Annotated in this window: 20 protein-coding genes; 10 read left to right on the top strand and 10 right to left on the bottom strand. The window is 66.5% G+C overall.

Annotated features, from left to right (window positions below; translation table 11 throughout):
* Nucleotides 1-58: 58 nt before the first annotated feature.
* The 10 genes from rpsA to GA0061099_RS05810 all read left to right on the top strand — a co-directional run bounded on the left by rpsA (nt 59) and on the right by GA0061099_RS05810 (nt 10,157).
* A complete protein-coding gene (gene rpsA / locus GA0061099_RS05855; RefSeq protein ID WP_036009120.1) occupies nt 59-1,765 on the top strand; it encodes a 30S ribosomal protein S1 in 1,707 nt (568 codons plus the stop codon).
* 377 nt (nt 1,766-2,142) lie between these two features.
* A complete protein-coding gene (gene sppA, locus GA0061099_RS05850; protein ID WP_036024439.1) occupies nt 2,143-3,123 on the top strand; it encodes a signal peptide peptidase SppA in 981 nt (326 codons plus the stop codon).
* 172 nt (nt 3,124-3,295) lie between these two features.
* Nucleotides 3,296-3,601 carry an integration host factor subunit beta gene (locus tag GA0061099_RS05845; RefSeq protein ID WP_025032949.1) on the top strand — a complete coding sequence of 102 codons (306 nt, stop codon included), beginning with the start codon at nt 3,296-3,298 and terminating at the stop codon, nt 3,599-3,601.
* Nucleotides 3,602-3,683: 82 nt separating this feature from the next.
* The gene (locus tag GA0061099_RS05840) at nt 3,684-4,076 is read left to right on the top strand and encodes a lipopolysaccharide assembly protein LapA domain-containing protein (protein ID WP_036009133.1); all 393 of its coding nucleotides are present in this window, start codon (nt 3,684-3,686) and stop codon (nt 4,074-4,076) included.
* A 67-nt stretch (nt 4,077-4,143) separates the two neighbouring features.
* Nucleotides 4,144-4,815, top strand: coding sequence for a phosphoribosylanthranilate isomerase (locus GA0061099_RS05835; protein WP_036024441.1), 672 nt, complete (start codon nt 4,144-4,146; stop codon nt 4,813-4,815).
* Nucleotides 4,812-6,026 carry a tryptophan synthase subunit beta gene (gene trpB / locus GA0061099_RS05830; RefSeq protein ID WP_036024444.1) on the top strand — a complete coding sequence of 405 codons (1,215 nt, stop codon included), beginning with the start codon at nt 4,812-4,814 and terminating at the stop codon, nt 6,024-6,026. Before GA0061099_RS05835 ends, trpB begins: the two co-directional genes overlap by 4 nt.
* On the top strand, nt 6,023-6,859 hold the full coding sequence (gene trpA / locus GA0061099_RS05825; RefSeq protein WP_036024448.1) for a tryptophan synthase subunit alpha: 837 nt from the start codon (nt 6,023-6,025) through the stop codon (nt 6,857-6,859). Before trpB ends, trpA begins: the two co-directional genes overlap by 4 nt.
* Before the next feature lie 171 nt (nt 6,860-7,030).
* Nucleotides 7,031-7,972, top strand: a complete 942-nt coding sequence (gene accD / locus GA0061099_RS05820; RefSeq protein WP_036024449.1) for an acetyl-CoA carboxylase, carboxyltransferase subunit beta — start codon at nt 7,031-7,033, stop codon at nt 7,970-7,972.
* Entirely contained in the window at nt 7,969-9,312 is a 1,344-nt protein-coding gene (locus GA0061099_RS05815; protein ID WP_036024450.1) for a bifunctional folylpolyglutamate synthase/dihydrofolate synthase, read from the top strand. The genes accD and GA0061099_RS05815 overlap by 4 nt, the downstream gene beginning before the upstream one ends.
* A 104-nt stretch (nt 9,313-9,416) precedes the next feature.
* Nucleotides 9,417-10,157, top strand: a complete 741-nt coding sequence (locus GA0061099_RS05810) for a metallophosphoesterase family protein (RefSeq protein ID WP_036024451.1) — start codon at nt 9,417-9,419, stop codon at nt 10,155-10,157.
* A gap of 99 nt (nt 10,158-10,256) precedes the next feature.
* On the opposite strand, the gene GA0061099_RS05805 is transcribed toward GA0061099_RS05810, so the two are convergent.
* The 10 genes from GA0061099_RS05805 to coaBC form a co-directional block, all read right to left on the bottom strand.
* The gene (locus GA0061099_RS05805) at nt 10,257-11,264 is read right to left on the bottom strand and encodes an ATP-dependent DNA ligase (RefSeq protein ID WP_036024452.1); all 1,008 of its coding nucleotides are present in this window, start codon (nt 11,262-11,264) and stop codon (nt 10,257-10,259) included.
* 157 nt (nt 11,265-11,421) lie between these two features.
* Complete coding sequence (gene trxA, locus GA0061099_RS05800; RefSeq protein WP_008540017.1) at nt 11,422-11,742, bottom strand: thioredoxin; 321 nt, start codon at nt 11,740-11,742, stop codon at nt 11,422-11,424.
* Between the two features lie 70 nt (nt 11,743-11,812).
* Complete coding sequence (gene addA / locus GA0061099_RS05795) at nt 11,813-15,322, bottom strand: double-strand break repair helicase AddA (protein ID WP_074447576.1); 3,510 nt, start codon at nt 15,320-15,322, stop codon at nt 11,813-11,815.
* Complete coding sequence (gene addB / locus GA0061099_RS05790; RefSeq protein WP_036024454.1) at nt 15,316-18,459, bottom strand: double-strand break repair protein AddB; 3,144 nt, start codon at nt 18,457-18,459, stop codon at nt 15,316-15,318. Before addB ends, addA begins: the two co-directional genes overlap by 7 nt.
* Before the next feature lie 198 nt (nt 18,460-18,657).
* On the bottom strand, nt 18,658-19,380 hold the full coding sequence (locus GA0061099_RS05785; RefSeq protein ID WP_036024455.1) for a nucleotidyltransferase family protein: 723 nt from the start codon (nt 19,378-19,380) through the stop codon (nt 18,658-18,660).
* Nucleotides 19,381-19,499: 119 nt separating this feature from the next.
* Nucleotides 19,500-19,817, bottom strand: a complete 318-nt coding sequence (locus tag GA0061099_RS05780; protein ID WP_036024457.1) for a PilZ domain-containing protein — start codon at nt 19,815-19,817, stop codon at nt 19,500-19,502.
* Between the two features lie 87 nt (nt 19,818-19,904).
* Complete coding sequence (tsaE, locus tag GA0061099_RS05775; protein WP_036024460.1) at nt 19,905-21,422, bottom strand: tRNA (adenosine(37)-N6)-threonylcarbamoyltransferase complex ATPase subunit type 1 TsaE; 1,518 nt, start codon at nt 21,420-21,422, stop codon at nt 19,905-19,907.
* The gene (locus GA0061099_RS05770; protein ID WP_036024463.1) at nt 21,419-23,923 is read right to left on the bottom strand and encodes a sensor histidine kinase; all 2,505 of its coding nucleotides are present in this window, start codon (nt 23,921-23,923) and stop codon (nt 21,419-21,421) included. The genes tsaE and GA0061099_RS05770 overlap by 4 nt, the downstream gene beginning before the upstream one ends.
* Nucleotides 23,924-24,128: 205 nt before the next feature.
* Nucleotides 24,129-24,587, bottom strand: coding sequence for a dUTP diphosphatase (gene dut, locus GA0061099_RS05765; RefSeq protein WP_036024465.1), 459 nt, complete (start codon nt 24,585-24,587; stop codon nt 24,129-24,131).
* Nucleotides 24,584-26,026 (bottom strand): bifunctional phosphopantothenoylcysteine decarboxylase/phosphopantothenate--cysteine ligase CoaBC, encoded by a 1,443-nt coding sequence (gene coaBC, locus GA0061099_RS05760; protein ID WP_036024466.1) that lies wholly within the window; start codon nt 26,024-26,026, stop codon nt 24,584-24,586. Before coaBC ends, dut begins: the two co-directional genes overlap by 4 nt.
* Between the last annotated feature and the right edge of the window lie 22 nt (nt 26,027-26,048).

The raw sequence follows: 26,048 nt of genomic DNA, 5'->3' as shown, positions 1-26,048 counted from the left end.
GCGCGCGCGATGCGCCCATGAACCCAACGGCCGGCAGACATCCGCAACTGGAGAACAAATGGCTTCGACTTCTGCTGATACCTATAGCCCGTCGCGCGACGATTTCGCCGCGATGCTCGACGAGTCCTTCGCAGGTGGCAACCTGCAGGAAAGCTCCGTCGTCAAGGGCAAGGTGGTTGCAATTGAAAAGGACATGGCCGTCATCGACGTCGGCCTGAAGACCGAGGGCCGCGTCGCGCTGCGCGAATTTTCCGGCCCCGGCCGTGAGAGCGACCTCAAGGTCGGCGACGAGGTGGAAGTGTTCCTCGATCGCATTGAAAACGCCCTCGGCGAAGCCGTGCTGTCGCGCGACAAGGCGCGCCGCGAAGAGAGCTGGGGCAAGCTGGAGAAGGCGTTTCAGAACAACGAGAAGGTCAACGGCGTCATCTTCAACCAGGTCAAGGGCGGCTTCACCGTCGACCTCGACGGTGCCGTGGCCTTCCTGCCGCGCTCGCAGGTCGACATCCGTCCGATCCGCGACGTTGCGCCGCTGATGAACAACTCGCAGCCGTTCCAGATCCTGAAGATGGACCGCCGCCGCGGCAACATCGTCGTGTCCCGCCGCACGGTGTTGGAAGAGACCCGCGCCGAGCAGCGCCAGGAGCTGGTGCAGAACCTCGAAGAGGGTCAGGTCATCGACGGCGTGGTCAAGAACATCACCGATTACGGTGCGTTCGTCGACCTCGGCGGCATCGACGGCCTCCTGCACGTCACCGACATCGCCTGGCGCCGCGTCAACCACCCGACCGAGGTGCTCTCGATCGGCCAGACCGTGAAGGTCAAGATCATCAAGATCAACCACGAGACGCACCGCATCTCGCTGGGCATGAAGCAGCTGCTGGACGATCCGTGGCAGGGCATCGAAGCCAAGTACCCGCTGGGTGCCCGCTTCACCGGCCGCGTCACCAACATCACCGACTACGGTGCGTTCGTCGAGCTCGAGCCGGGCATCGAAGGCCTGATCCACGTCTCCGAGATGTCGTGGACCAAGAAGAACATGCACCCTGGCAAGATCGTGTCGACCTCGCAGGAAGTCGACGTGCAGGTGCTGGAAGTGGATTCCGTCAAGCGCCGCATCTCGCTCGGCCTCAAGCAGACCATGCGCAACCCCTGGGAGGTCTTCGTCGAGAAGCACCCGACCGGTTCGGTGGTCGAGGGCGAGGTCAAGAACAAGACCGAGTTCGGTCTGTTCCTGGGCCTCGAGGGCGACGTCGACGGCATGGTCCACCTCTCCGATCTCGACTGGAAGCTTCCGGGCGAGCAGGTGATCGACAACTACAAGAAGGGCGACATGGTGAAGGCCGTGGTGCTCGATGTGGACGTCGAGAAGGAGCGCATCTCGCTCGGCATCAAGCAGCTCGAAGGCGATCCCTTCGCCGAGCCGGGCGATGTCAAGAAGGGTGCGGTCGTGACCTGCGAAGTGCTCGAAGTGAAGGAAAGCGGTATCGAGGTTAAGATCGCCGGTACCGACTTCACCACCTTCATCAAGCGCTCCGAGCTCGCCCGTGACCGCAACGACCAGCGCGCCGAACGCTTCGCCGTCGGCGAGAAGGTCGATGCCCGCGTCATCCAGTTCGACAAGAAGGCCCGCAAGGTCCAGGTGTCGATCAAGGCGCTCGAAGTCGCCGAAGAGAAGGAAGCCATCGCGCAGTACGGCTCCTCGGATTCGGGTGCGACGCTGGGCGACATCCTCGGCACCGCGCTGAAGAACCGCGACAGCAAGTAAGCGAAACGTCCGTTTTGCGACATCAAGGCCCCGGCGCAAGCCGGGGCTTTTTTGTTGCTGTCTCCACGAACTCCGCTGTCGTCCCGGACAAGCGACGCGAAGCGGAGCGCCGATCCGGGACCCATAACCCCAGGGAGGAGTTTGACGAAGACTCGGAGTTGCCAGCTCGCTCGACGACTCCTCCTTGGGGTTATGGATCCCCGCCCCCGTGCGCAATTGCGCACTAGGCGGGGATGACGACCGAGTCTGCGACGACTTGCTTGCCCCACACGAGGCCTTGTTTTCTTCAAATTGCGCCGCAATTGATGTATCGAGATAGGCCAATGGTCACGCCGTGACGGCACAACGCGCCTGATCTTTCATTTGGAGATATTCCGATGTCGCTCGATTCGGACATCATCGTCGATCGCCGCAGGATCCGCCGCAAGCTGACGTTCTGGCGGGTGATGGCGGCGCTGATCGCGATCGCGGCGATTGCAAGCTTCGCGCTGATTGCGACGCCCGGTGCACGCGGCACCCTCGCATCCGCCGGCTCGATCGCGCGCGTCCAGATCGAGGGATTGATCCGCAGCGATTCCGACCGCACGCAGGCGCTGGAGCGGCTCGAGAATTCGCAGGCCGCCGCCGTCATCGTTCACATCAACTCGCCCGGCGGCACCACCGCCGGCTCCGAGCAGCTCTATGACTCGCTGGTCCGTCTCAAGGCGAAAAAGCCGCTGGTGGTGGTGGTGGAGGGGCTGGCCGCCTCCGGGGGCTACATCACCGCGATTGCGAGCGACCACATCGTCGCCCAGCAAAGCTCCCTGGTCGGCTCCATCGGCGTGCTGTTCCAGTACCCCAACCTCTCCGAGCTCATGAAGACGATCGGCGTCAAGGTCGAGGAGGTGAAGTCCTCGCCGCTGAAGGCGGCGCCCAACGGTTTTGAGCCGACCAGTCCCGAGGCGCGCGCCGCGCTCGATGCGCTGGTGAAGGATTCCTATGCCTGGTTCAAGGGGATGGTGAAGGAGCGGCGTGGCATGGATGACACGCAGCTCGAAAAAGTCGCCGACGGCCGCGTCTTCACCGGGCGCCAGGCGATCGATCTCAAGCTGATCGACCAGATCGGCGACGAGAAGACGGCCGTGACCTGGCTGGTCGAGCAGAAGGGCGTCAAGAAGGGGCTACCGGTGCGCGACTACAAGCTCCAGCCGCGCTTCGGCGACCTGCCGTTCCTGAAGACGGCGGCCGCATTGACGCTGGAAGCGCTCGGTTTGGGCTCGATCGCGCACCAGATCGGGCAAACCGGCGTCGCGCAGGCGGTGGATCGGCTCGGAATGGATGGAATGCTGGCCTTGTGGCAGCCGGCTGCGTCCAACTGACCGTCGGCAGGCGAGTTTCAGAGCTTTTTCGCGTCTGACGCGTGCTGGCGCAGCCTGCTTTTTCGGCATTTGTCACGCATTTTCACGACGCCCATCCTTGATTTAGCGTCTTGACAGATCACGGTATTTTCACGGAAATGGTCATCCGCACGCTCCCGGGTCCTATCTCTCGATGATCAAATCCGAACTTGTTCAGCGTATCGCCGAGCACAACCCGCATCTGTACCAGCGGGATGTCGAGAACATTGTGAATGCGATTCTCGAAGAGATCGTAGCGGCGCTTGCACGCGGTGACCGCGTCGAGCTGCGCGGCTTCGGTGCCTTCTCGGTCAAGCATCGCCCTGCGCGCGCAGGGCGCAATCCACGCACCGGCGCCCATGTGCCCGTCGATCAGAAGAGCGTTCCGTTCTTCAAGACCGGCAAGGAAATGCGCGAGCGGCTGAACCGCGACCATCCGGATCCCGGCGGCGTAGACTAGAGCGCGATGTGAGCGCGCTTTGGGGTTTTTCGCGGTCGCACAGGATGCGGCCGCAAGCTTGATTCAAGGCGAGCGAAGCCAGATGCGAAAGTTCCTGACCGCGCTGATCGTACTTCCGCTGGGCCTGATCCTGGTGGCGTTCGCCGTCGCCAACAGGCATTTCGTCACGGTCTCCTTCGACCCCTTCATTGCCGACGACCCCTCGCTGTCGATCACCCTGCCGCTGTTCCTGTTGCTGATCCTGGCGGCGGCCCTGGGCGTTGTCGCGGGCGGCTCCGCCGTCTGGCTCGGCCAGCGGCGCTGGCGGCGCGCGGCGCGCCGGAATGACGCGGAGGCCCGGGCCGTCAGGGCCGAACTGGCCGATCTGCGGGCCCAGGCGACGGCAGCGAAGGCGGAGTCCCAGCGCCTTCCCGTTCCCTCCGGGATGGGCCTGTACGGGCCCGTCGGGCGAGACAAGCAGCGCGCGACGTTGTAGAAGCGGCCCCGACCGAAAAGCCCCGTTTTCCGGCCGCGGACCCGCGGCCTCTACCCGCTTTGAGACCATGTCCCTGCTCGTCAAGATCTGCGGCCTGTCCACGCCCGAGACGCTCGAAACGGCGCTCGAGGCGGGCGCCGACATGGTCGGGTTCGTGTTCTTTCCGCCGTCGCCCCGGCACCTGTCCCTGGAACTCGGCCGTGACCTCGGCCGTCAGGTCAAGCGGCGCGCGCTCAAGGTGGCGCTCACGGTCGATGCCGATGACGCAACGCTCGACAACATCATGGACGCGCTGTCGCCGGACATCTTCCAGCTCCACGGCGGGGAGAGCGTGGCGCGGCTGCGCGACCTCAAGCAACGCTTCGGCCGCCCGGTGATGAAGGCGGTCCCGGTCGCGACAGCGGCCGATCTCGCGGTGCTGCCCGGCTACGCCGCGGTCGCCGATCGCATCCTGTTCGATGCGCGCGCGCCGAAGGACGCGACGCGGCCCGGCGGCCTCGGGGAGCCCTTCGACTGGCACCTGCTCGAAAAGCTCGATCTGAAACTGCCCTATATGGTTTCGGGGGGGCTGCACGCCGAGAATCTCGCCGAGGCCCTTCGTGTCACCCGCGCCAGCGGCGTCGACGTGTCCTCCGGTGTCGAGAGCGCTCCCGGCGTGAAAGACCCAGAGATGATCAAGGCCTTCATCCGCGCCGCGCGCGCCAGCAAAGATGCCAGTCAAGAGTTGAGCGTCCGATGAACATTGCCAAGCCAAATTCCTACCGCAGCGGCCCCGACGAGCGCGGCCATTTCGGCATTTTCGGCGGGCGCTTCGTCGCCGAAACCTTGATGCCGCTGATCCTCGACCTGGAGAAGGCCTACACCGCGGCCAAGGCCGATCCGGCGTTTCAGGCCGAGATGAACGGCTACCTCAAGAACTATGTCGGCCGGCCCTCGCCGCTCTATTTCGCCGAGCGCCTGACCGAGCATCTCCGCGGCGCCAAGATCTACCTCAAGCGTGAAGAGCTCAACCACACCGGCTCGCACAAGGTGAACAACGTGCTCGGCCAGATCATGCTGGCACGGCGCATGGGCAAGAAGCGCATCATCGCCGAGACCGGCGCGGGCCAGCACGGCGTTGCCACCGCGACGCTGTGCGCGCGCTTTGGCCTCGAATGCGTGGTCTATATGGGCGCCGTCGACGTCGAGCGGCAGCAGCCCAACGTCATCCGCATGGAGATGCTGGGCGCCAAGGTGATGCCGGTGCAGTCGGGCACGCGCACGCTGAAGGATGCCATGAACGAGGCGCTGCGCGACTGGGTCACCAACGTGCATAACACCTTCTATTGCATCGGCACGGTGGCCGGTCCGCATCCCTATCCGACCTTGGTGCGCGATTTCCAGTCGGTCATCGGCGACGAGACCAAGGCGCAGATGCAGGAGATCGAGGGGCGCCTGCCGGATTCGCTGGTGGCCTGCATCGGCGGCGGCTCCAACGCGATGGGCTTGTTCCATCCGTTCCTCGATGATTCCTCCGTGGAGATCTTCGGCGTCGAAGCCGCCGGCCATGGCCTGACGCAGCTGCATGCGGCCTCGATCGCGGGCGGCCGCCCCGGCGTGCTTCACGGCAACCGCACCTATCTCTTGATGGATGCCGACGGCCAGATCCAGGACGCGCATTCGATCTCGGCCGGTCTCGATTATCCCGGCATCGGCCCTGAGCATTCCTGGCTGCACGAGGTCGGCCGCGTCAATTATCTCTCCGCGACCGATGACGAGGCGCTCGCCGCGTTCCAGCTGCTGTCAAAGCTCGAAGGCATCATCCCCGCGCTCGAGCCCGCGCATGCCATCGCCAAGGTGATGGAGCTCGCGCCGAAGCGGCCGCGGGACCACCTGATGGTCGTCAATCTCTCCGGCCGCGGCGACAAGGACGTCCCGCAGGTCGGCGACATCCTGAGGGGCAAGAAGTGACCACGCGTATCGATACCCGTTTTGCCGAGCTGAAAAGCCAAGGCCGCGCGGCCTTTGTCACCTATGTGATGGCCGGCGATCCCGATCCCGCGACCTCGCTCGAGATCGTCAAGGCGCTGCCGAAGTCCGGCGCCGACGTCATCGAACTCGGCATTCCCTTCACCGATCCGATGGCGGATGGTCCCTCGATCCAGGCTGCAGGCCTGCGTGCGCTCAAGATCGGCATGACCTTGAAGAGGACGCTGGAGCTGGTGCGCGACTTCCGCAAGGACGACAATGTCACGCCGCTGGTGCTGATGGGCTATTACAATCCGATCTACATCTACGGCGTCGACAAGTTCTTGGCTGATGCCAAGACGGCCGGCGTCGACGGCCTGATCATCGTCGATTTGCCGCCGGAGGAAGACGACGAGCTCTGCATTCCTGCGCTGAAGGCGGGGCTCAACTTCATTCGCCTGGCGACGCCGACTACTGACGACAAGCGCCTGCCTGCGGTGCTCGCGAACACATCAGGCTTTGTCTATTACGTCTCGATCGCCGGCATCACCGGTGCAGCGGCGGCGGACGCCAATGCCGTCGGCGAAGCTGTCGCGCGCATCAAGCGGCATACCAGGCTGCCGATCTGCGTCGGTTTCGGCATCCGCACGCCGGAGGCGGCGCGCGCCATTGCCGAGAAGGCCGATGGTTCGGTGGTCGGCACCGCGCTGGTCGACGCCCTCAAGAACAGCCTCGATGCCGAGGGACGGGCGACCGCCAAGACCGTTAACGCCGTCGCCGAATTGACGGCCGCTCTGGCCCAGGGCGTCAAGGGCGCGCAGCAGGCGGCGGAATAGGCCATAATTCCGCTGTAGCTCTTTAGTTTGAGCATGATCTGGTCGGAAAACCGCTTCACACTTTTCCGGATCATGCTCTAACGCGGGCGACACGGCGGCTTGCCGGGCAGATGTCCGGCCGCCATATATCCTTCAGGCGATTCCCGGCGGGATCGCACATCGGAGCAAACCATGAACTGGCTTACCAACGTGGTCCGGCCGAAGATCCGCAACATGCTGCGGCGGGAGACGCCGGAGAACCTGTGGATCAAGTGCCCGGATTCCGGACAGCTCGTGTTCTACAAGGACGTCGAGGCCAACCAGTTCGTCATTCCCGGCTCGAACTATCACATGCGCATGGGCGCGGTCGCGCGGCTCAAGTCGATCTTCGACAACGAGACCTGGTTCGACGTGGCGCTGCCCGAAGTCACCCCTGACCCGCTCAAGTTCCGCGACGAGAAGAAATATGTCGACCGCGTCAAGGATGCTCGGGCGCGGACCAATCTGAATGATGCGGTCAAGGTCGGCTACGGCAAGCTCGAAGGCTCCGCCGTCGTCGTCGCCGTGCAGGATTTCGACTTCATGGGCGGCTCGCTCGGCATGGCCGCGGGCGAAGCCATCGTGCGCGGGATGGAGCTCGCGGTCGAGAAGAAGTCGCCGTTCATCGTGTTCGCGGCCAGCGGCGGCGCCCGCATGCAGGAAGGCATTTTGTCCCTGATGCAGATGCCGCGCACCACCGTAGCCGTGCAGATGCTGCGCGAGGCAAAGCTGCCCTACATCGTCGTGCTGACCAATCCGACCACCGGCGGCGTCACCGCGTCCTATGCGATGCTCGGCGACGTCCAGATCGCCGAGCCCGGCGCGCTGATCGGCTTTGCCGGTGCGCGCGTGATCGAGCAGACCATCCGCGAGAAGCTGCCTGAAGGTTTCCAGCGCGCCGAGTACCTCAAGGAGCACGGCATGGTCGACATGGTCGTGCATCGCCACGAGCTGCGGCCGACGCTGGCGCGGCTCTGCCGCCTCTTGACCAAGGCGCCGGCGCAGGAAGGCGCATCGAAGCCCGTGGAGCCGGTCGCCAGCCCGGCGCAGATCGTATCGGCCGCCGAGACGGCGCCGGCTGCGCCGCACGCGTGAACGCCTCCCCTGACAGTGCAAAGAGACCGCTCGACGAGTTGATCGGGCGGCTGTCGACCCTGCATCAGAAGCGCATCGATCTCGGGCTGGAGCGGATGCACCGTCTGCTCGAGCGGCTCGGCCACCCCGAGCGCAAGCTGCCGCCGGTGATCCACATTGCCGGCACCAACGGCAAGGGCTCGACGCTCGCTTATCTGCGCGCGACGCTGGAGGCCTCAGGTCTTCGCGTCCACGCCTATACGTCCCCTTATCTCGTCCGCATCAACGAATGTTTCCGGCTTGGCCGCCTCAGTGGCGGCGTGCTCGTCGGCGACGACGAACTGCGCGCGGCGTTGGAAGAGGTCGAGCGCGTCAATGCCGGCGAGGCCGCGACATTGTTCGAACTGAAGACGGCGGCTGCCTTCTTGCTGTTCGCGCAGAACCCGGCCGACATCGTGCTGCTCGAAGTCGGCCTCGGCGGCCGGCTGGATTCGACCAACGTGGTCGATCAGCCGGCGGCCTCTGTGATCACGCCCGTCAGCATGGATCACACGGATTTCCTCGGCGATACGTTGGCGTCGATTGCCGGCGAGAAGGCCGCGATCATCAAGCGCGGCGTGCCCGTGATTTGCGCCGAGCAGATGCCGGAGGCCATGGCCGTGATCGAAGCGCAGGCGAGGCGCATGCGTGCGCCGCTGTTCGCCGCAGGCGAGAGCTGGCACGTCAATGTCGAGCGCGGACGTCTGGTCTATTCCGACGATCGCGGCTTGATGGACCTGCCGGCGCCGCGTCTGTTCGGGCGCCACCAGTTCGCCAATGCCGGGCTCGCGATCGCGACGCTACGCGCGCTGCCGACCATCAAGGTCAATCACGCCGCGTTCGAGGCCGGCATCGTCGGTGCCGACTGGCCGGCGCGGATGCAGCGCCTCACCTCGGGCGAGTTGCTGTCCTGGGGTCCGCAGGGCTCGGAGATCTGGCTCGACGGCGGCCACAATGCCGAGGGCGGGCGCGTTGCGGCGGCCGCGCTCGGCGACCTCGAGGAGCGGGTGTCGCGGCCGCTGGTGATCATCGCCGGCATGATGGCCAACAAGGATGCGCACGCCTTCCTCGCCAATTTCGCCGGCCTCACCCGTCACATCATCGCAGTGCCGATTCCCGACACGGAGAATGCGATGCCGGTCGACCGTCTCGCCGATGCCGCGCGCAGCCTCGGCATGCGCGTCGAGCCCGCCCCCGGCGTCGAGGCCGCCCTGCGCGCGCTGGCGCAGCTCGCCTACGAGTTGCCGCCGCGGATCCTGATCACCGGCTCGCTGTATCTCGCCGGCCACGTGCTGGCCATCAACGGCACGCCGCCTGCATAGAGGTTGCCGTAGCCCGGATGGAGCGAAGCGCAATCCGGGATCGTGCCACAAGCAAGGAAGGTCCCGGATTACGCTGCGCTCCATCCGGGCTACAGGAAATGCCAATGCGCTTCGCCGCGATTGCCGATGTCCACGGAAACTATCTCGCGCTGGAGGCCGTGCTCGCCGACATCCGCGCGCTCGGTATTGCCGACATCGTCAATCTCGGCGACATGCTGAGTGGCCCGCTCGATGCGCGCCGCACCATCGAGATCCTGATGCCGCTCGATGCCGTGCACGTCCTCGGCAATCACGACCGCTATCTGCTCGACCGTCCGCCGGAGAAGATGGGGTCGTGGGATCGTCCCGCCTACGAACAGCTCGATGCCGCCCACCTCGATTGGCTGCGCGCGCAGCCGATGACGCGTGTCTTCCGTGAGCAGGTGTTCGTCTGCCACGCGACGCCCGGCAGCGATGAGGTGTACTGGCTCGACACCGTTCATCCCGACGGCACGGTGGCGCTGTCGCCGCTCGACCGCATCGAGCAGCTCGCGGACGGCATCACGCAATCGCTGATCCTGTGCGCCCACACCCACCTCGCCCGCGCGGTGCGCCTGCGCGACGGCCGGCTGATCGTCAATCCCGGCAGCGTCGGTAGCCCTGGTTTTCGCGACAAGCATCCGTACGCGCATGTGGTCGAGGCCGGCACGCCGCACGCGCGCTATGCGATCCTCGAACGTGCCGATGCTGCCTGGCAGGTGACGTTCCGCCACGTCGCCTACGATCACGGGGCCATGGCCGCGCTGGCGCGCCGCAATGGTCAGCCGGAGCTTGCGAACGCGCTGGCGACGGGGTGGATCAAGTAGGTGTTGCTGCGTAGCCCGGAGGGAGCGGAGCGCAATCCGGGGCCATCGTTGCTTGGGGCATGATTCCCGGATTACGCTCCGCTCCATCCGGGCTACGGGCTACTTCAACAGCTTCATCGGATCGGCCGCCTTCTGCTTCAGCTGCTCGAACGTGCATTGCCGCGGCGCCTTGTCCGGGCGCCAGCGCAGGATTGAGGTGCCGTGACGGAAGCGTTCGCCGCTGAAATGGTCGTAGCAGACCTCGATCACCAGCTTCGGCTTGAGCGGACACCACTTTGCGGAACGCTCGGTCGACCAGCGGCTCGGCCCGCCCGGCGCGTTGCCGGTGAAGCCGGGCTCGCCGATCAGTGCTTCGAGCCGATCGGTCATACCAGGCTTCGCCTCCGCCTTGATCGCCGAGGTGAAGCCGACGTGATGCAGCAGGCCATCATCGTCGTAGAGCCCGAGCAGCAGCGAGCCGACGACGTTCCGGCCGGCGATCTTGTTGGTGGCGTAGCGGAAGCCGCCGACCACGCAATCGGCGCTGCGGAATTTCTTGATCTTCTGCATACCGTCGCGATTGCCCGCCTGGTAGGGCAGATCGATCCGCTTGGCGATGACGCCGTCCGAGCCGCCGCCGGATCGCGCCAGCCATTTCTTGGCCGTGGCGTAGCTCGTGGTCGCCGGTGAGAGGCGGAACAGGCTGCCCTTGATGTTGGCTTTCGCGAAGGCTTCCAGCGCCGGCCGGCGCTCGCGCAGCGTCTTCTCAGCCAGGCCCTTCTGTCCGGATGTCGCGAGCAGATCGAAGACGAGGTAGAGCGCCGGTGTCTCCACCGAGAGCTTCTTCACGCGGCTTGCCGCCGGATGAATGCGTTGCAGCAGCGCGTCGAAGGAAAAGCTCTTGCCGTGCGGCACGACGATTTCGCCGTCAAGCGTGAAGCGGTCGGCCTTCAGCTCCAAAGCAGCAGTGACGACTTCCGGGAAGTAGCGCGCGAGATCTTCGCCGGATTTGGAGCGCAGGTCGACGTTGCTGCCGTTGCGCGCCAACAGGCAGCGGAAGCCGTCCCACTTGGGTTCATATTGCCATTCACCGCCGCGCGGGATCGCGTCGACCGAGCGCGCCTCCATTGCGGCGAGAGCGGTGGGCTTGCGGTCGCGCTTTCGGGGAGGAGCAGGCAAGGGCGGGACTCGTCATAGGCTGAACACGCCCCATCAACGCCAAACGGCCGGCTTTCGCCGGCCGTTGTCGAAAATAATCTTGCGCCAATAATCCTGCGCCAGTGGATCAGACCGCGGAGGTGATCCATTGCTGCAGCTTCGCCTTCGGCGCGGCGCCGACCTGGCGCGAGGCCATCTCGCCGCCCTTGAAGATCATCAGGGTCGGGATCGACATCACGCCGTACTTGGACGCGGTCTTCGGGCTCTCGTCGACATTAAGCTTCACGATCTTGACCTTGTCGCCCATCGCGCCGGCGATCTCGTCGAGAGCGGGTGCGATCATGCGGCAGGGGCCGCACCATTCGGCCCAGAAATCGACGACCACGGGGCCGTTCGCCTTGAGCACTTCGGCTTCGAAATCGGCGTCGGAAACCTTGCTAACGGCCATTGGGAGTACCTCACTCGGTTGAAAGAGAATCGGCGCGACCTGGAATCGCGCCCGGGATCATGCGGTCAACCTATGAACGGCCCCTTGCCGGGTCAAGGACGCTCACACCGAGATGAAGGGATGCCAGCGCCGCGTCCAGCGCGGGGGCCGAAATCTCCATATATTCAAGGGCCTCGGTCCAGAGCAGGACGGCCCTGACCGGCTTTTGGGGATAAAGCCGGGACAGCACCGCCCGGTATAGCGCAAGCTGCCGGACATAGGCCGCCGGCGCCTCGGCCGCGCTCTTGGGCGCTGCCTGGTTGGTCTTGAAGTCGACGATCAGGACCTCCTCGGGGCGCACGACCAGCCGGTCGATCTGCCCCGACACCAGGGCCGGCGTGCGGCCCGGCCGCTCCACCCGGCCGGCGATCGCGACCTCCGCCCGGCTGCCGGCGGCAAAGACGGGCGCGAAACGCGGCTCCGTGATCAGGGCGAGCACCTTGTCGGCCAGTGCGATGCGATCGGCCTCCAGCCAGTCCGCGGCGTTGCGCGCCATGAAGCCGAGCGCGGCCTCGCGCCGGCGTTCGCTGGCGATCTCGGGCAGCGATTGCAACAGCCGATGCACCAGCGTGCCGCGTTGCAACGCCAGCGCGCGCGACTGCACCGATTCGCCCGATCGGACGCTGCGGCCCTCCTCGGCAGACTGGCCCGAGGGGCGCACGGGATCGTCGTCGATGGTCTCGCGCGGGGCCGGTGTCCGCAGCCAGTCCGGCAAGGCGACTGTCTGGAGCACGAACGTCGCCGGCGCGCCCAGCGCCGCGACATCCTCCGGACGGGCGAACCGCGTCACCTTGCCGAGCGGCGTCTCGATCACCTGCTTGTCGAGGCCCGAGCCTTTGAGCCCGGTGTCGACGAGGTCGTACCAGCTCAGCTTGCGCACCGTCTTCATGTTGCCGGGCATGCAGCCGCCGACGATCAGCCGGTCGGCCGCGCGCGTCATCGCGACGTAGAGCAGGCGGCGATATTCGTCCTCGGTCTCCTCCAGCATCGCCTTGCGCGCCTCGGCGACAGGCCTTGGATCGTCGGCCTTGCGGCCGGCCCAGACCACGACCTCGCCGCCATTGCCGCGCGGTACCTGGATCAGCCGCAGCCGCTGCGAGTCCGCGGGCGAAGACGTGGTGTCGACCATGAACACGACCGAGGCCTCCAGGCCCTTGGCGCCGTGTACGGTCATGACCCGCACCTCGTCGCGCGAGATCTCCATGTCGCGCTTCACTTCGGTGTCGGCCGAGCGGAGCCAGGCCATGAAGCCCTGCAGCGAAGCCGGCGCCTTGCGCTCGTAGTTCAGCGCGAGCTCCAGGAATTCGTCGAGCGCGTCATTGGCCTCGTGGCCGAGCCGGCGCAGGATGCGCGCACGCCCGCCATCGCCGCCCAGCAGCCAGGCGTAGAACGCGAACGGCGTCTCCTCGCGGGCGCGGATCTCGCAGGCTTCTAGGCGTCGCAACGCCGTGGTGAATTTCTCGCTTGTGGCCGCATGGTCGCCCAGCGCGCGGCGCAGCGATCCCTTGCGGTCCCACGCAAGCTGGAACAAATCGTCGTCATCGAGCCCGAACAGCGGGCACTTCAGCGCCACCGCGAGCGCGAGATCGTCCTGCGGCAGCAGCAGCGCGTCGGCCAGGTTCATCAGGTCGATGATGGCGATGTGCTCGGTCAGCTTGAGGCGGTCGGCGCCGGCGACCGGGATACCAGCGTGCTTCAGCGCCTGGATCACGGCGTCGAATGCGTTGCCGCGCCGGCGCACCAGGATCAGCATGTCGCCATAGCGAAGAGGACGACGCTCGCCCTCGTGCCCGGTCAGCGTGCCGCTCTCGACCAGCCGCTTGATCTCGGCCTGGATGCGTCGGGAAAGCTTGACCTCGGGGCTGGTGACGGCGACGCCGTCGAATGGCGCACGCCAGCCCTCGATGTCCTGCCGATCGTCGGCCTCGGCGAGATCCCACAGCTCGATCACGCTCGGGCCGGCATCGCTCAGCGAATTGTGCAGGGGATGGCCGATCTCGACCGAATGGATGCTCTTGTAGATCGCGGGATCGCGGAAGACGTGGTCGACCGAATGCAGGATCGTCGCGCCCGAGCGGAACGAATAGGTGAAGGCGACCGGATCGAATTTCAGGCCGGCGGCGGTGAACTTGCGATGCAGCTCGCGCCTGCGCGCGTCGAACTCGTGGGGAGCTGCGCCCTGGAACGAGAAGATCGACTGCTTCTCGTCGCCGACAGCGAAGATGGTGCGGTTCAGCCCCTCGCGCGCACCTTCGCCGGCGGTGAACTCGGAGATGATGTGCGCGATGATGTCCCATTGCCGCGGGCTGGTATCCTGCGCCTCGTCGATCAACACGTGATCGACGCCGCGGTCGAGCTTGTAATGCACCCAGCCCGAGGCGATGCGGTCCAGCATCGCCAGCGTCTTGTCGATCAGGTCGTCGTAGTCGAGCAGGCCGCGCTCCTGCTTCTCGCGGCGGTAATTCGCGGCGGCCGCTGTCGCGATATGCAGCAGGGCCGCGGTGCGGTCCCGAACCGTCACGGCGCGGCGCTTTTCGATCAGCCCTGCAAGGCGCTGCGCCTCGGCTTCGAACAGGCGGGCCACGGAGGGATTGTGATCGCAGAACTTCTTGGTCAGCACCGCCTTGCGCGGCAGCTTGTCGTCGGTGAGGAAGACGGACAGATAGGCGTCGACCTGATCGCTGCCGGAAAACACCTTTGCCGCGCGCAGCCGCCCTGCCTGGTCATTGTCGGATTTGCTGCCGTCCTCCAGCGCGAAGGCAATGTCGTCCCAGCGCGCGCGCGGCAGGAACGGGCCGTCGAGAATTTCCGTCTCGACGGCTTCGATACGGTCGCCGATGTCAACGCCCAGCACCGCAGCCATCTGCGCCGCTGCGGCTTCCGCATTGCCGGCCTGGTCGGTCCAGGCCATGAAATGATCGCGGCTGAGGCACGCCTCGCGCACGACCTCCTTGAAGGTGACATCCGCGGCGCTCGCCATCGCCGTCAGCAGCGCGCGGCCGGTGACGCTCTCCGGATCGCGTGCGGCTTCCAGCAGCACCTTCAGATTGGCGCGTTCCATCATGTCGGTCTGGTCGCGCTCGTCGATCACGGCGAAGCGTGCGGGAACGTTGGCCTCGAACGGAAATTGCTGGAGCAGGCGGGTACACAGTGCGTGGATGGTCTGCACCTTCAGCCCGCCCGGCGTCTCCAGCGCGCAGGCGAACAGTTTTCTCGCGTCGCGGCGCAGCTTTGCGCCGGGATGCGGGATGCCGACCGCGCGGATCGCCGCGTCGAGCGCGTCATCGTCCAGCGTCACCCAATGACCGAGCGTGGTGAACACGCGCTCGGCCATGTTGGCGGCGGCAGCTTTTGTGAAGGTGATGCAGAGGATCTTCTCCGGTGGCACGCCCGAGAGCAGCAGGCGGATCACGCGCTGCACCAGCACATGCGTCTTGCCCGAGCCGGCATTGGCCGAGACGAAGGCCGATGCAGTCGGATCGGAGGCGCGCGCCTGCCGCGCGCGCACCTCGTCAGGGATGGGACGCGGCGCCTTCACCATTCCTCGATCCCCAACCCGCCGGCCGCGGACCATTCCTTGATCCGGGCAAGGTCGTCATAGGTGCCGTAGCGATTCGCCCACATCGGCAGGTTCAGCGATGTATAGGCCTGGTTCTCGTCCTCGAATGCGCGGATCAGCGCTTCCAGCTTTGCCCTCGCCTCGGCGGCCGCGGTGTCCGGCGGCTGCGGCTCGTCGCCGGGCTTGTACTTGAGCTCGAGGATGCGCTCCTCGCCGGGTGGATTGTTGCCGCTGAGGCGGACATAGACGAGCTGGCTCACGGAGGCGCCGGCGTCGATGTCGGGAAAACCGCCCTCGCGCAGGATCGCGGCTTCCAACGTCAGCTGCGGCGACAGGCCCATGCGGACCTGCTTGCCGGTCGGCGGCTGGCCGGTCTTGTAGTCGAGGATGGCGTAGCCGCCGCCCTGGCGGCGTTCGATGCGGTCGGCGCGCGCGGAAAGGCGGAAGCTGCGCTGAGGATCGAGCATGAACGAGATCTCGCCACGGGTCTCCGCGACGATCGCCGCGATCGCCTCGCGCCGCGCCGTCTCCCATTCGCCGAACCAGCGCGCGATGCGCTGGAAGCGCGGCCACCACAGCGCCCGTGCTTCGGGCCGCTCCATCAGCGGTGCAAAGTGCTTCTCGCCGATCGCGCGCAGCACCCGCGCGGGATCGTCGGGCAGACGCGCCGCATAGCTTTCCGTGAATTCGCCGATGGCATCGTGAATCGCCGATCCGCGGTCGGCGGCCGAGAGCGGCATGTCGACGGGATCGAGCGCATCGAGCCGCAAGATGCGTTTGGCGTAGATCGTGTAGGGGTCGCGCAGCCAGTCTTCGATCTCGGTGACGGACATTTTGAGCGGGCGTGTCGCGCGCGGCGGCCGTGGTTCCGGCTGCTTGATCGGCTTGACCTCGTCGGGCTGGTCGAGCGCCGAAGCGAACTGCACATATGTCTCGCCGGCGCGAACGGCCGCCTGCCAGAGCTCATCGCCGGCCACCGCCTCCAGCCGATGCAGGAAGCGCGAGGCCACCGCCGGCGCGCCGCCGGCCTTGGCCGAGTGAGTGAGAATGACCTCGTCGCCGCCGAGCAATTGCGCGAAGTCATGGGCGGACAGGCCGATACGGCGTTCCGGCAGATCGAGCCCGAGCTCGTGCCGCATCGGCCGGCTGAGCCAGGGATCGATGCGCGGCGCCGGTGGCCAGACGCCTTCGATCAGGCCGCCAATGATGATGCGGTCGGCCTGCATCAGGCGCGATTCCAGCGGGCCGTAGATTTGCAGCCGCGCGCCCGGCCTGTCGCGCCGCCGCACCGCGCGATCGCTGAACGCGGTCTGGAAGACGTCCGGGTAATCCGCTAGCTGCACCAGCAATCCGCTGGTCGTGCCGCCGCGCAAGAGATCGTCGAAGGCGCCGGCGAGCGCGAGTCCATCGCGATCCTCGAAGGCGAGCGGAATGCCCTGATCGTCGCGCGACAGCTCGATCATGATCTCGCGATGCCGATGCGCAAGCTCCGCGAAATCATACGGCTTCGCCGGCGGCAGGCTCTCGATCGACGCCAATGCCTTTTGCAGGGCGTCGATCAGAGCCTGGATGCGATCGAGATCCTCGGCCTTGAGACGCGCCCGCGGCTCGGCGCGATGCAGTGCGGAGACCTCGCTGCGCCACAGCTTTGCCAGCTCCTCGCGAAAGCGGTTGAACTCGCGCAGGAGGCCGGCCGTGCCTGCCGGCGGGCGCGTGCCGCGCAGCAGCGCAAGCTCCAGGCTCTCGATTGCCATCTTCCACGCGCCCGGCGCGCGGCCGAGCCGGCACAGCGGATGCTTCAGCATCGCCAGCAGCGTCGGCGGCTCCAGGCCCTTGGTCGCCGCCTCCGCCGCGAGGCGCGCAAACGTGCCGGCGGAGGTTTCCATCAAGACGTCGCCGCCGGAATCGTCGAAGGCGAGATCCCATCGGGTCAGCGCCGCCATCACCCGCCGCGCCAGGGCGCGGTCGGGCGTGACCAGCGCCGCGGATTTGTCCAGGTGTCTGGCCTCGCGCATGGCGATGGCGATGGCGAGCGCTTCCATTTCAGGATTGGGCGCTTCGACCACCGCGAGGTTCTTCATGCCGCCCGCGATCTTCGCGGCAACATCGGGCTGCTTCAGCCGGTCGTGCCAGACCTCGGTCTTGGCGGACGGCCGCATCGATTCCGACGCGAGCAGGTCGCGGCCGTCTTCCGCCGGCGGCTGCAAGATCTCGACGTCGCTGCGCTTGATGCCGAAGCGATCGAGCAGCGCATGCATCGCATATTGCGGATGGTTCGACGCCGGATTCTCGGTGATGCCCAAGAGGTCCCTGCTGCCGCCGATGCTGCGCCAGGCATCCTCATCGAGATCGGTATCGAGGCCCGGCAGCACCACGGCGCCATGCGGCAGCGCGGCGACCGCATGGAGAAATTTGGCGGTGGCCGGCATCGAGCCGGTCGAACCCGCCGCAACCACGGGTCCATTTGGATGCGCGGTCAAGCGCCTCGCTTCCGCGGCGATCAGAAGATCGCGCCGCGCGGCCGGCTCGATCCGGTTGATCTCGGTGAGATGATTGGGCCAGGCGATGCGGGCGATGCGCAGGAATTCGAGCGAGTGCTGCCAATAGCGGTCGAGGTTGTCGGGTACCAGCCCATCAAGGGCGCTCCAGTCGACGCCGCGCGTCACCATGTCGTCGATCAGGCGCGCGAGATCGGACGCCAGCGCCAGCGTCGAGGCGGGGCCGCCCACCACCAGCGGCGCCAGCACCGGGCCCTTGGCCCAGGCGGCGACGAGCTGCGCCAGCGTCAGGCGCCGTTCGAGCTCGCCCAGGCGCGGCGGAATGTCGAGCGGCGCGGTCCCGGAAAACTGCTCGCTCTCGCCCGCGAAAGCGAGCTCGTCCTCGTCGATATCGCCGAGCGCGACGATGCGCGGCAGCACGACGGCATCCGCCTTCATCTCGTCGAGGAAGATCTCGCGCACGATCCGCATGGCGCGCCGCGTCGGCAGATACAGCGTCGCGTCCGCCAGCCGCGCCGGTTCCTTGCGCGCCTCGAATCCCTCGACCAGCCGCCCATCGAGCAGGGCGGTGACGACCGTGCGCAGGAACGGAACTGAGATGGGAACGCTGAAGACGCGCATGGGCTGCCTGATTCGAAGGATCAGGCAATATAGGGAGGCGGGGTCAATTGGTCATGGGTGGCGGAGGAGTCGTCCCCGCTGTTCGCCGAGGTTCGTAGCCCGGATGGAGCGCAGCGCAATCCGGGATGCTCTCTCCGCGGCGAGAGGCCCCGGATTACGCTACGCTCCATCCGGGCTACGGCGTCTTCGAGGCAGCCCCTACGCCACGCTCTCCAAAAACGCCTCTTCCGCGGCGTGCACGGCATCGGGCGTGCCGACATGCATCCAGACGCCGTCGAGGCGCAGGCCGAACAGCCGTTCCTGCTCGCCCGCGCGATCGAACATCTTCGTCAGCGAGAATTCGCCCTTGGGTGCGTCCACGAAGATCGCGGGCGACATGATCGCTGCGCCGGCATAGACGAACGGAACGACCTCCTTCTCCTTGCGCTTGCGCAAGGCGCCGTCGGGCAGCATGCCGTAATCGCCGCGGCCGCCATAGCCGATGCTGGTCGCGGTCGGCGCCATCAGGAGCAGGATGTCCATGCGATCAGGGTCGAAATTTTCCGCGAGCCGCGTCAGGTTCGAGCGCACACCGTCGATCCACAGCGTGTCGGAATTGACATGGAAGAACGGCGCATCGCCGAGCAGCGGCAGCGCCTTGACGACGCCGCCACCAGTGCCGAGCACCTGGTCGCGCTCGTCGGAGATCGTCACGCGCGGAAGCTGGCGTGATGCGACGTGGTCGATGATCTGGTCCGGCAAATAGTGCACGTTGACCACCGCCTCGGTCACGCCGGCCTGGCCGAGCTTGTCGAGCACGTGGTCGAGCAACGGCTGGCCTGCGACCGGCACCATCGGCTTCGGCATCTTGTCCGTCAGGGGGCGCATGCGCAGGCCAAACCCTGCGGCGAGCACCATGGCTTTGGTCGGCTTGACGGACATCCTTCCCCTTCTCAGGACCTTTCGCGTTCGCAGCAATCCTAACACGAGGCTCGATCTGCCGCACCGCATCTCAACCGCCTTAACCACCCGCCGTGACGGTTGTACGACGGGTGTTGCCGTCACGCCCCAACGGCTGTGGAACGTAGCTTTTTCTTCTTGTCGCCCACTTTCAGGAAATTGACGCCGATCTGGTCGCCATTGACCCAGGCCAGCTCGCAACGCCGGTAGGCGAGCCCCGTGGAGGACAGCAGGAGAAAGAATTCCTTCAGATGCAGACCTTCGACCGAGCCGTCGATCGTCAGCTTGGCGCCGGTCTCGGAGACGTCCTCCATGGTGCAGTCGCGCCGCCAGGTGCCGTCGATTCCCATCATCTGGGCCGAAAACCCGCGCTCGAAAATGACCCGGCTATTTCCGCGCTGATCCGCTTTCGCTGCCATCTGCCCCGCTCCAGCCCCGCAATGTTCCGGCTCCCTCGGCGCCAGAATAGCGACATCTTGGCTAACGGCCGGTAAATCGGTCCTGAATCAGCCCGGCGGCGGGACGTTGGCGAGATACCAGTCGCGCAGATGGGCGAGCGCGGGATGCGCCAGCGAGCGCTGGAGATAGGTCCAGATCCGCGGCTGATGGCGCAGATAATGCGGCTTGCCATCGCGGCGGTTGAGCCGGGCGAAGGTGCCGAGCAGGCGCGTGTTCCGCTGGGCTGACATGATCGCGTAGAGCTCGGCGAAGCCGGCGGCGTCGAAGCTCGCATCCTGCGCCCGCCGCGCCTTGATGTAGCGCGACAGCAGCGTCAGCTCGATGGTCTCGGGTACGTCGATGCGGGCGTCCTGGAGCAGCGACACCACGTCGTAGGATTGCGGCCCCAGCACGGCGTCCTGGAAATCGATCACGCCGACGCGCTCGATGCCGCTGCGCTCGCCGAGCCAGATCAGATTGGGCGAGTGATAATCGCGGATGATCCACGTCCTCGGCGCCGCCAGCGGCCGCTTCAGCAATCCGCGCCACATCGCGAAGAATTCCGCGCGCGCCTCATCGCTCAGCGGCGCGTTGCGATCGGGCAGATACCATTCCTGCATCAACCCGATCTCGATCAGCAGCGCCTCGACGTCGAAGACGGGGATCGCGTAGGTCTGCCCGTCTAGCGGCAGCGTCTCCGGTAGTGTCTTGCCGTGCAGCATCGCCAGCACGTCGGTGGCGGCTTCGTAGCGCCCGAGAATCGGCCGCGGCGGATCGCCCTCGATCACGCCCTCGCTGCCGAAATCCTCGGAGATCAGAAAGCCCTGGTCGAGATCGAAATGATGGATCGCAGGCGCGGAGATCCCCTGCGCCCGGAGGCCTTCGTCGATGGCGACGAAGGGTTTTACGTTCTCGGCCAGATGCACCGCGGCGCTGTAGGATTTTCCGTTGTAGAGCGCTGCGCCGTCGGGCCGCTGCGGGAAGTTCATGAGGATGACGATCTCCTCATCGCGCACGAGCCGCGCGTAGGAGCGTGTCGAGGCGTCGCCCGGCATGCGCCTGCGCGTCGCATCGATGTAACCGGATGCGTCGAGGAAGTCGCGCAGCGCCTTCAGCCGCGCAACTGTAGCTGCGCTCTTGCCATGGCCTGTGATGTCGGCGGCACGCGCGTTCGAGCCCAGCGCCGGCCGGTGCGTCAGCGCGATGTCGATGCGGTCCTCGGGCATCGCCGACGGAGCGCGCTCCGGCCATTCGATCAGCACCAGCGTGGCATCGGGCAGCGGCGACAGCCCGATCTCCTCGAGCTCGCTCTCCTCCTCGACACGGTAGAGATCGGCATGCAGCACCGGGAAGGGTGGCAGCTCGTAGCCCTGCACCAGCGTGAAGGTCGGGCTCGGCACTTCCAGCGCATCGTCACCGGCGAGATAGCGGATCAGGCTGCGCGCCGCCGCGGTCTTGCCGGCGCCGAGATCGCCGGTCAGCGTAATGACGTCACCGGGACCGACCAGCAGCGCGAGGTCGGCCATTAATTGCGCCGTGGCCGTCTCGTTGTGAAGCGCGACGGAGAATGTGGTTGTTTCCGTCATTCGGCGGCGTCGCGGTGCGCCGCCTGGTCGGTCGGGAAATCGCAGATCACGACCGTGCCGCGGCCGACGATCGAATCCACCCGCACCTTGCCGCCATGCAGCTCGACGAAGGAGCGCACCAGCGACAGGCCGAGCCCGGCGCCGCGGTGACGCGAGCCCTGCGAGCGGCTTTCGAACCAGTTGAACACCTTGTCCTTCATGTCGGCAGGTATTCCAGGGCCCGAATCTGTCACGGTGAAGACCACGCTGCGTTCGGTGCGCCGCGCGCTGATGCCGACGGTGGAATCCTGTGGAGAAAACCCGACGGCGTTGGCGAGGAGGTTATAGAGCACCTGCACCACGCGCTTCTCGTCGCCGACGAAGCTGCCGACGTCGGGCGCGATCTCGACCTTGAGGCGGATGCGGTCGGTGGCGAGCCGGTCCTGGATGCCCTCGGCGGCAAGCTCGATGGCCTTGCTGACGTCGACCTGCCCGAGTTCCAGCTTCATCGCGCCGGCGTCGATGGTGGCGAGATCCAGGATGTTGTTGGTGAGCGCGAGCAGAGCGTTGGTCGATTTGGTGACGTAGTCGAGATATTCGGCCTGCTTCGGCGTCAGCGGTCCGGTCGAGGGATCGCTGAGGAAATGCGCGAAGCCGATGATGGTGGTGAGCGGCGAGCGCAGCTCGTAGGAGACGTGGTGGACGAAATCCACCTTCATCTGGTCGGCCGCCTCCAGCGCCTCGTTGCGCTCGCGCAGCGCGCGCTCGACATTCTCGGTGTCGGTGATGTCCTGGAAGGTCAGCATGGTGGCGCCGTCCGGCAGCGGCCGGATCATGCCGTCGAGCACGCTGCCGTCCTTGCGCTCCAGCTTCAGCGGCAGGTCGGCGCGGTTCTCGATCGCGGTGATGGCCTCGCGGATCTGGCGCCAGACTTGCGGATCGTCGAACAGCTGATGGCACCAGCCTTCGACGGTCTGGATATGCGGCTCGTCGCGCATGGCATCGCTCGACAGCTTCCACATCCGCACGAAGGCCGGATTGAACAGCTGCGCCTTGCCGTTGCTGCCGAACACCGCGACCCCCTCGGCGAGGCTGTCCAGCGTCTCGCGCTGGACGCGGATCAGGCCGTCGAAGCGGCGGGCGAGGTCGAGGCTTTCGGTGACGTCGTCGAACAGATAGGTGACGCCGCCCTCGGGATTCGGCGTGGTGACGACCGAGAGCGCGCGGCCGTCAGGCAGGAACCAGGTGTCCTTGGCGGTCTCGACCGCGCGATAGGCCTCGTGCAGCTTGGCCTTCCAGGCGCGGAAATCCGGCTGCTCCGGTAATTTGCGCGCGGCGCGGAGCTGGTCGAGCACGCTGGAATCGTCGGGATGAGCGTCGAGGAAGTTGCGATCGAGATCCCACAGCCGGCGATAGGAATCGTTGTAGAAGGCAAGGCGCCGCTGGCCGTCGAACACGGCAACGCCGGAGGAGAGCTGGTCGAGCGTGCGGCGGTGCGCCTCCGCCATGCGCACCAGCGCCGAGCTCAGCGCATCCGCCTCGCTGGCATCGATGGCGACGCCGACGCTGCCGCTGCCGACATTGACGGCGCGCACGTCGTAGATGCGCCGTTCGCCGCCGACCACGATCGGCAGCCGCGAGGTGAAATTGGCGGCGTCCTTGAGCCCCCGCTCCATCGCATTGCGGTCGTCACTGTCGAGCAGCTCGAGCTTGCGCTCCTGGGCATCGATGGCGCTGGTCGCCTCGGTGGCGCGCACATAGGCCGGGTTGGCGTAGGTCAGCGCGCCGTTCTCGCCCTTCGCCCAGATCGGCCACGGTGCGGCCGCGGCAAAGCCGCGAAGCATCTCGGTCTCGTCGGAGAGCGCCTTGTAGCGCAGATTGGTTTCGGCCAGATCACGGCGCAGGCCCGAGAGCTCGCGAATGCGGACGATGGCCTGGCCGCCGATGGCGCGCCCGATCGCTTCCAGCATATGGCCGTGCGCGGTGGTCAGCGTCAGCTGGAACCCGTCGCCGCGCTCGCGCAGCGCATCGACCGCATGGTCCATCAGCAGCGCCGGTTCCGGCGGCAGCCAGGTTCCGAACGCCAGCACGCGCTGCGGCGAGGAATCGCGCGGCAGCACCAGCGCGATATCGCCGGAAATCTGCGCGCGGTTGTCGCCCGCCGGCCATGAGATCAGGATCTGCGGCTCGGCGAACAACAGTGCGCCGAAGCGGTCGGCCTGGAGCTGAAGTTCCCCGATCCGCGCGCGCAGCCGCGCCTCGTTCTTCGCCGTGCGCACCCGCGTCCGCATCAACAGGATCGCGGCCATCACCGAAAAGCCGAGCAGGGCCAGCGCGGTGGCGAGCACCGCGAGTTCCTGCCGGTTGAGATCCATCACGAGGGCGAGGGTGTCGATGAGGTCGGCGGCCTTGGCCGGCGCAGCCGGCAGCAGCGCTGCGAGAGCGCCTCCCACCAAGCCGTTGCGCGCCAGCGATGTGCACGACAACAGCGTCCGACGCATCGACACGATCACGCCTGACATAGTTGCCCCAAGACGCGGAAATTCAAGACCGCACGAATCTGCGCGCGGCGACCCCCGTCGCGCGCGAATCAAAAGACAATACCCTCACCGCGACTCCGCCGGTAAGAGTCCAGATCGTGAACGCAAAGGCGGCCCCAAAAAAATGCGGGCCGCGCGGTTCCAAGGCGCGTGATTCTGCGGATGATTCGGCTGGAGTTGTCTTGGGTTAGCGCCCCGTCGAGCCAAAACCGCCGGCGCCGCGGTCGGTCGACGACAACGTGGCGACGGGAACCAGCGCGGCCTGCAGCACCGGCGCGATCACCATCTGCGCGATGCGCTCGCCGCGCTTGATCACGAAAGGCGCGGTGCCGTGATTGATCAGGATCACCTTGATCTCGCCGCGGTAGTCCGCATCGATCGTGCCCGGCGAATTCAGCACGGTGACGCCGTGCTTAGCCGCCAGCCCCGAACGCGGCCGCACCTGCGCCTCGTGTCCGGGCGGCAAGGCGATGGCAAGGCCCGTCGGCACCAGCGCATATTCGCCCGGTGCGAGCGTCATGGGCGCGTTGTCCGGCACCGCCGCCATCAAGTCGAGGCCGGCGGCCTCGCTGGTCTGATAGGCCGGCAGCGGCAGGCCCTCAGCGTGGGCGAGGCGTTGCAGCTCGACGGTCACCTTCGTACTCAAGATGCGGACTCCAGGGATTTGCCGGTCACGCTCTTCGCGATCTGCGCGACCAGTTCGATCGCGACCTGTTCCTTGGTCATCGCCGGCCAGGAATCAACTGCAATCTCGCCGTCCGGCGCACCGGTCTTGCGGCTGAGCAGGTGGACCGTGTTGCGGTCGCCGCCCATCACGCCGGTGGCGGGCGAGACGTCGTTGGCGACGATCCAGTCGCAGCCCTTGCGCGCAAATTTTGCTTTGGCGTTGTCGATGAGGTGCTCGGTCTCGGCGGCAAAGCCGATCACGAGCCTCGGGCGCTTGTCGGCGAGCTTGGAGATGGTGGCGAGAATGTCGGGGTTCTCGACCAATTGCAGCGGCGGCATGCCGGCCGCGGTTTTCTTCAGCTTCTGCTCGCCTTCATTGGCGACGCGCCAGTCGGCGACTGCGGCGGCGAAGATCGCGACGTCGGTGGGAAGCGCGGCCTTGACCTGCTCCAGCATCTGCCGCGCCGATTCGACATGCTTCACCGTCACGCCCGGGGGATCGTCGATGTCGACCGGACCGCTCACCAGAACAACCTCGGCGCCCGCGGCCTGTGCAGCGGCGGCAATGGCAAAGCCCTGCTTGCCGGAGGAACGGTTGGCGATATAGCGCACGGGATCGATCGCCTCATGGGTGGGGCCTGCGGTGATCAGCACGCGCTTGCCGGCGAGCGGCTTCGGCATCGGCGGTCGCAGCAGGCGCTCGGCGGCATTGGCGATCTCGATGGCTTCCGACATGCGGCCCGTCCCGGCTTCGCCGGCTTCGGCCATCTCGCCCGCGTTCGGGCCGATCAGCACAACGCCGTCGCGCTGGAGCTGGGCGAGGTTGCGGCGCGTCGCCGCGTTGGTCCACATCAACGGATTCATCGCCGGTGCCAGCAGCACCTTACGATTGGTCGCAAGCAGGATGGCGCTGGCGAGGTCGTCGGCATGACCGTTCGCCATCTTCGCCATCAGGTCGGCAGTGGCCGGCGCCACCACGATCAGGTCGCAGTCGCGCGCGAGGCGTATGTGGCCGGCATCGAACTCGCTCTGCGGGTCGAACAGGTCGGTATAGACGCGCTCGTGCGACAGGGCGCTCGCGGCCAGCGGCGTCACGAATTGCTGGGCCGCCTTTGTCAGCACGCAGCGGACCTCGATGCGGCGCTCCTTCAGCCTGCGGATCAGGTCGAGCGACTTATACGCCGCGATCCCGCCTCCGATGATCAGGGTGACGCTGGCCTCGGCAAGCGCGCCGGTGCGCTGGGGCGTCGGGGCGGGAGACGGCACCGCAAACGGCGTCAGCGGCTCCTCGCGGCCCTCGATCAGCTCCCGCAGGATGACCCGGACCTCCTCCTCGACCGACCTGTGGTTCTTGGCCGAGCGCAGCCGTAGATAGGTTTTGACTGCGTCGTCGAGCTTGCGGATGGTCAGGCTTGCCATGACGCCCTCCGGCAGAGAATGA

This window comes from Bradyrhizobium yuanmingense, from assembly GCF_900094575.1.
Taxonomy (GTDB): Bacteria; Pseudomonadota; Alphaproteobacteria; order Rhizobiales; family Xanthobacteraceae; genus Bradyrhizobium; species Bradyrhizobium yuanmingense.
This window is presented reverse-complemented; position numbering and strand designations above follow the sequence as displayed.

Bases quoted from the DNA above. Each gene is read 5' to 3' on its own strand.
- rpsA (WP_036009120.1), top strand. From the start codon at position 59: ATGGCTTCGACTTCTGCTGATACCTATAGCCCGTCGCGCGACGATTTC.
- sppA (WP_036024439.1), top strand. From the start codon at position 2,143: ATGTCGCTCGATTCGGACATCATCGTCGATCGCCGCAGGATCCGCCGC.
- GA0061099_RS05845 (WP_025032949.1), top strand. From the start codon at position 3,296: ATGATCAAATCCGAACTTGTTCAGCGTATCGCCGAGCACAACCCGCAT.
- GA0061099_RS05840 (WP_036009133.1), top strand. From the start codon at position 3,684: ATGCGAAAGTTCCTGACCGCGCTGATCGTACTTCCGCTGGGCCTGATC.
- GA0061099_RS05835 (WP_036024441.1), top strand. From the start codon at position 4,144: ATGTCCCTGCTCGTCAAGATCTGCGGCCTGTCCACGCCCGAGACGCTC.
- trpB (WP_036024444.1), top strand. From the start codon at position 4,812: ATGAACATTGCCAAGCCAAATTCCTACCGCAGCGGCCCCGACGAGCGC.
- accD (WP_036024449.1), top strand. From the start codon at position 7,031: ATGAACTGGCTTACCAACGTGGTCCGGCCGAAGATCCGCAACATGCTG.
- GA0061099_RS05810 (WP_036024451.1), top strand. From the start codon at position 9,417: ATGCGCTTCGCCGCGATTGCCGATGTCCACGGAAACTATCTCGCGCTG.
- GA0061099_RS05805 (WP_036024452.1), bottom strand. From the start codon at position 11,264: ATGGAGGCGCGCTCGGTCGACGCGATCCCGCGCGGCGGTGAATGGCAA.
- trxA (WP_008540017.1), bottom strand. From the start codon at position 11,742: ATGGCCGTTAGCAAGGTTTCCGACGCCGATTTCGAAGCCGAAGTGCTC.
- addA (WP_074447576.1), bottom strand. From the start codon at position 15,322: ATGGTGAAGGCGCCGCGTCCCATCCCTGACGAGGTGCGCGCGCGGCAG.
- addB (WP_036024454.1), bottom strand. From the start codon at position 18,459: ATGCGCGTCTTCAGCGTTCCCATCTCAGTTCCGTTCCTGCGCACGGTC.
- GA0061099_RS05785 (WP_036024455.1), bottom strand. From the start codon at position 19,380: ATGTCCGTCAAGCCGACCAAAGCCATGGTGCTCGCCGCAGGGTTTGGC.
- GA0061099_RS05780 (WP_036024457.1), bottom strand. From the start codon at position 19,817: ATGGCAGCGAAAGCGGATCAGCGCGGAAATAGCCGGGTCATTTTCGAG.
- tsaE (WP_036024460.1), bottom strand. From the start codon at position 21,422: ATGACGGAAACAACCACATTCTCCGTCGCGCTTCACAACGAGACGGCC.
- GA0061099_RS05770 (WP_036024463.1), bottom strand. From the start codon at position 23,923: ATGTCAGGCGTGATCGTGTCGATGCGTCGGACGCTGTTGTCGTGCACA.
- coaBC (WP_036024466.1), bottom strand. From the start codon at position 26,026: ATGGCAAGCCTGACCATCCGCAAGCTCGACGACGCAGTCAAAACCTAT.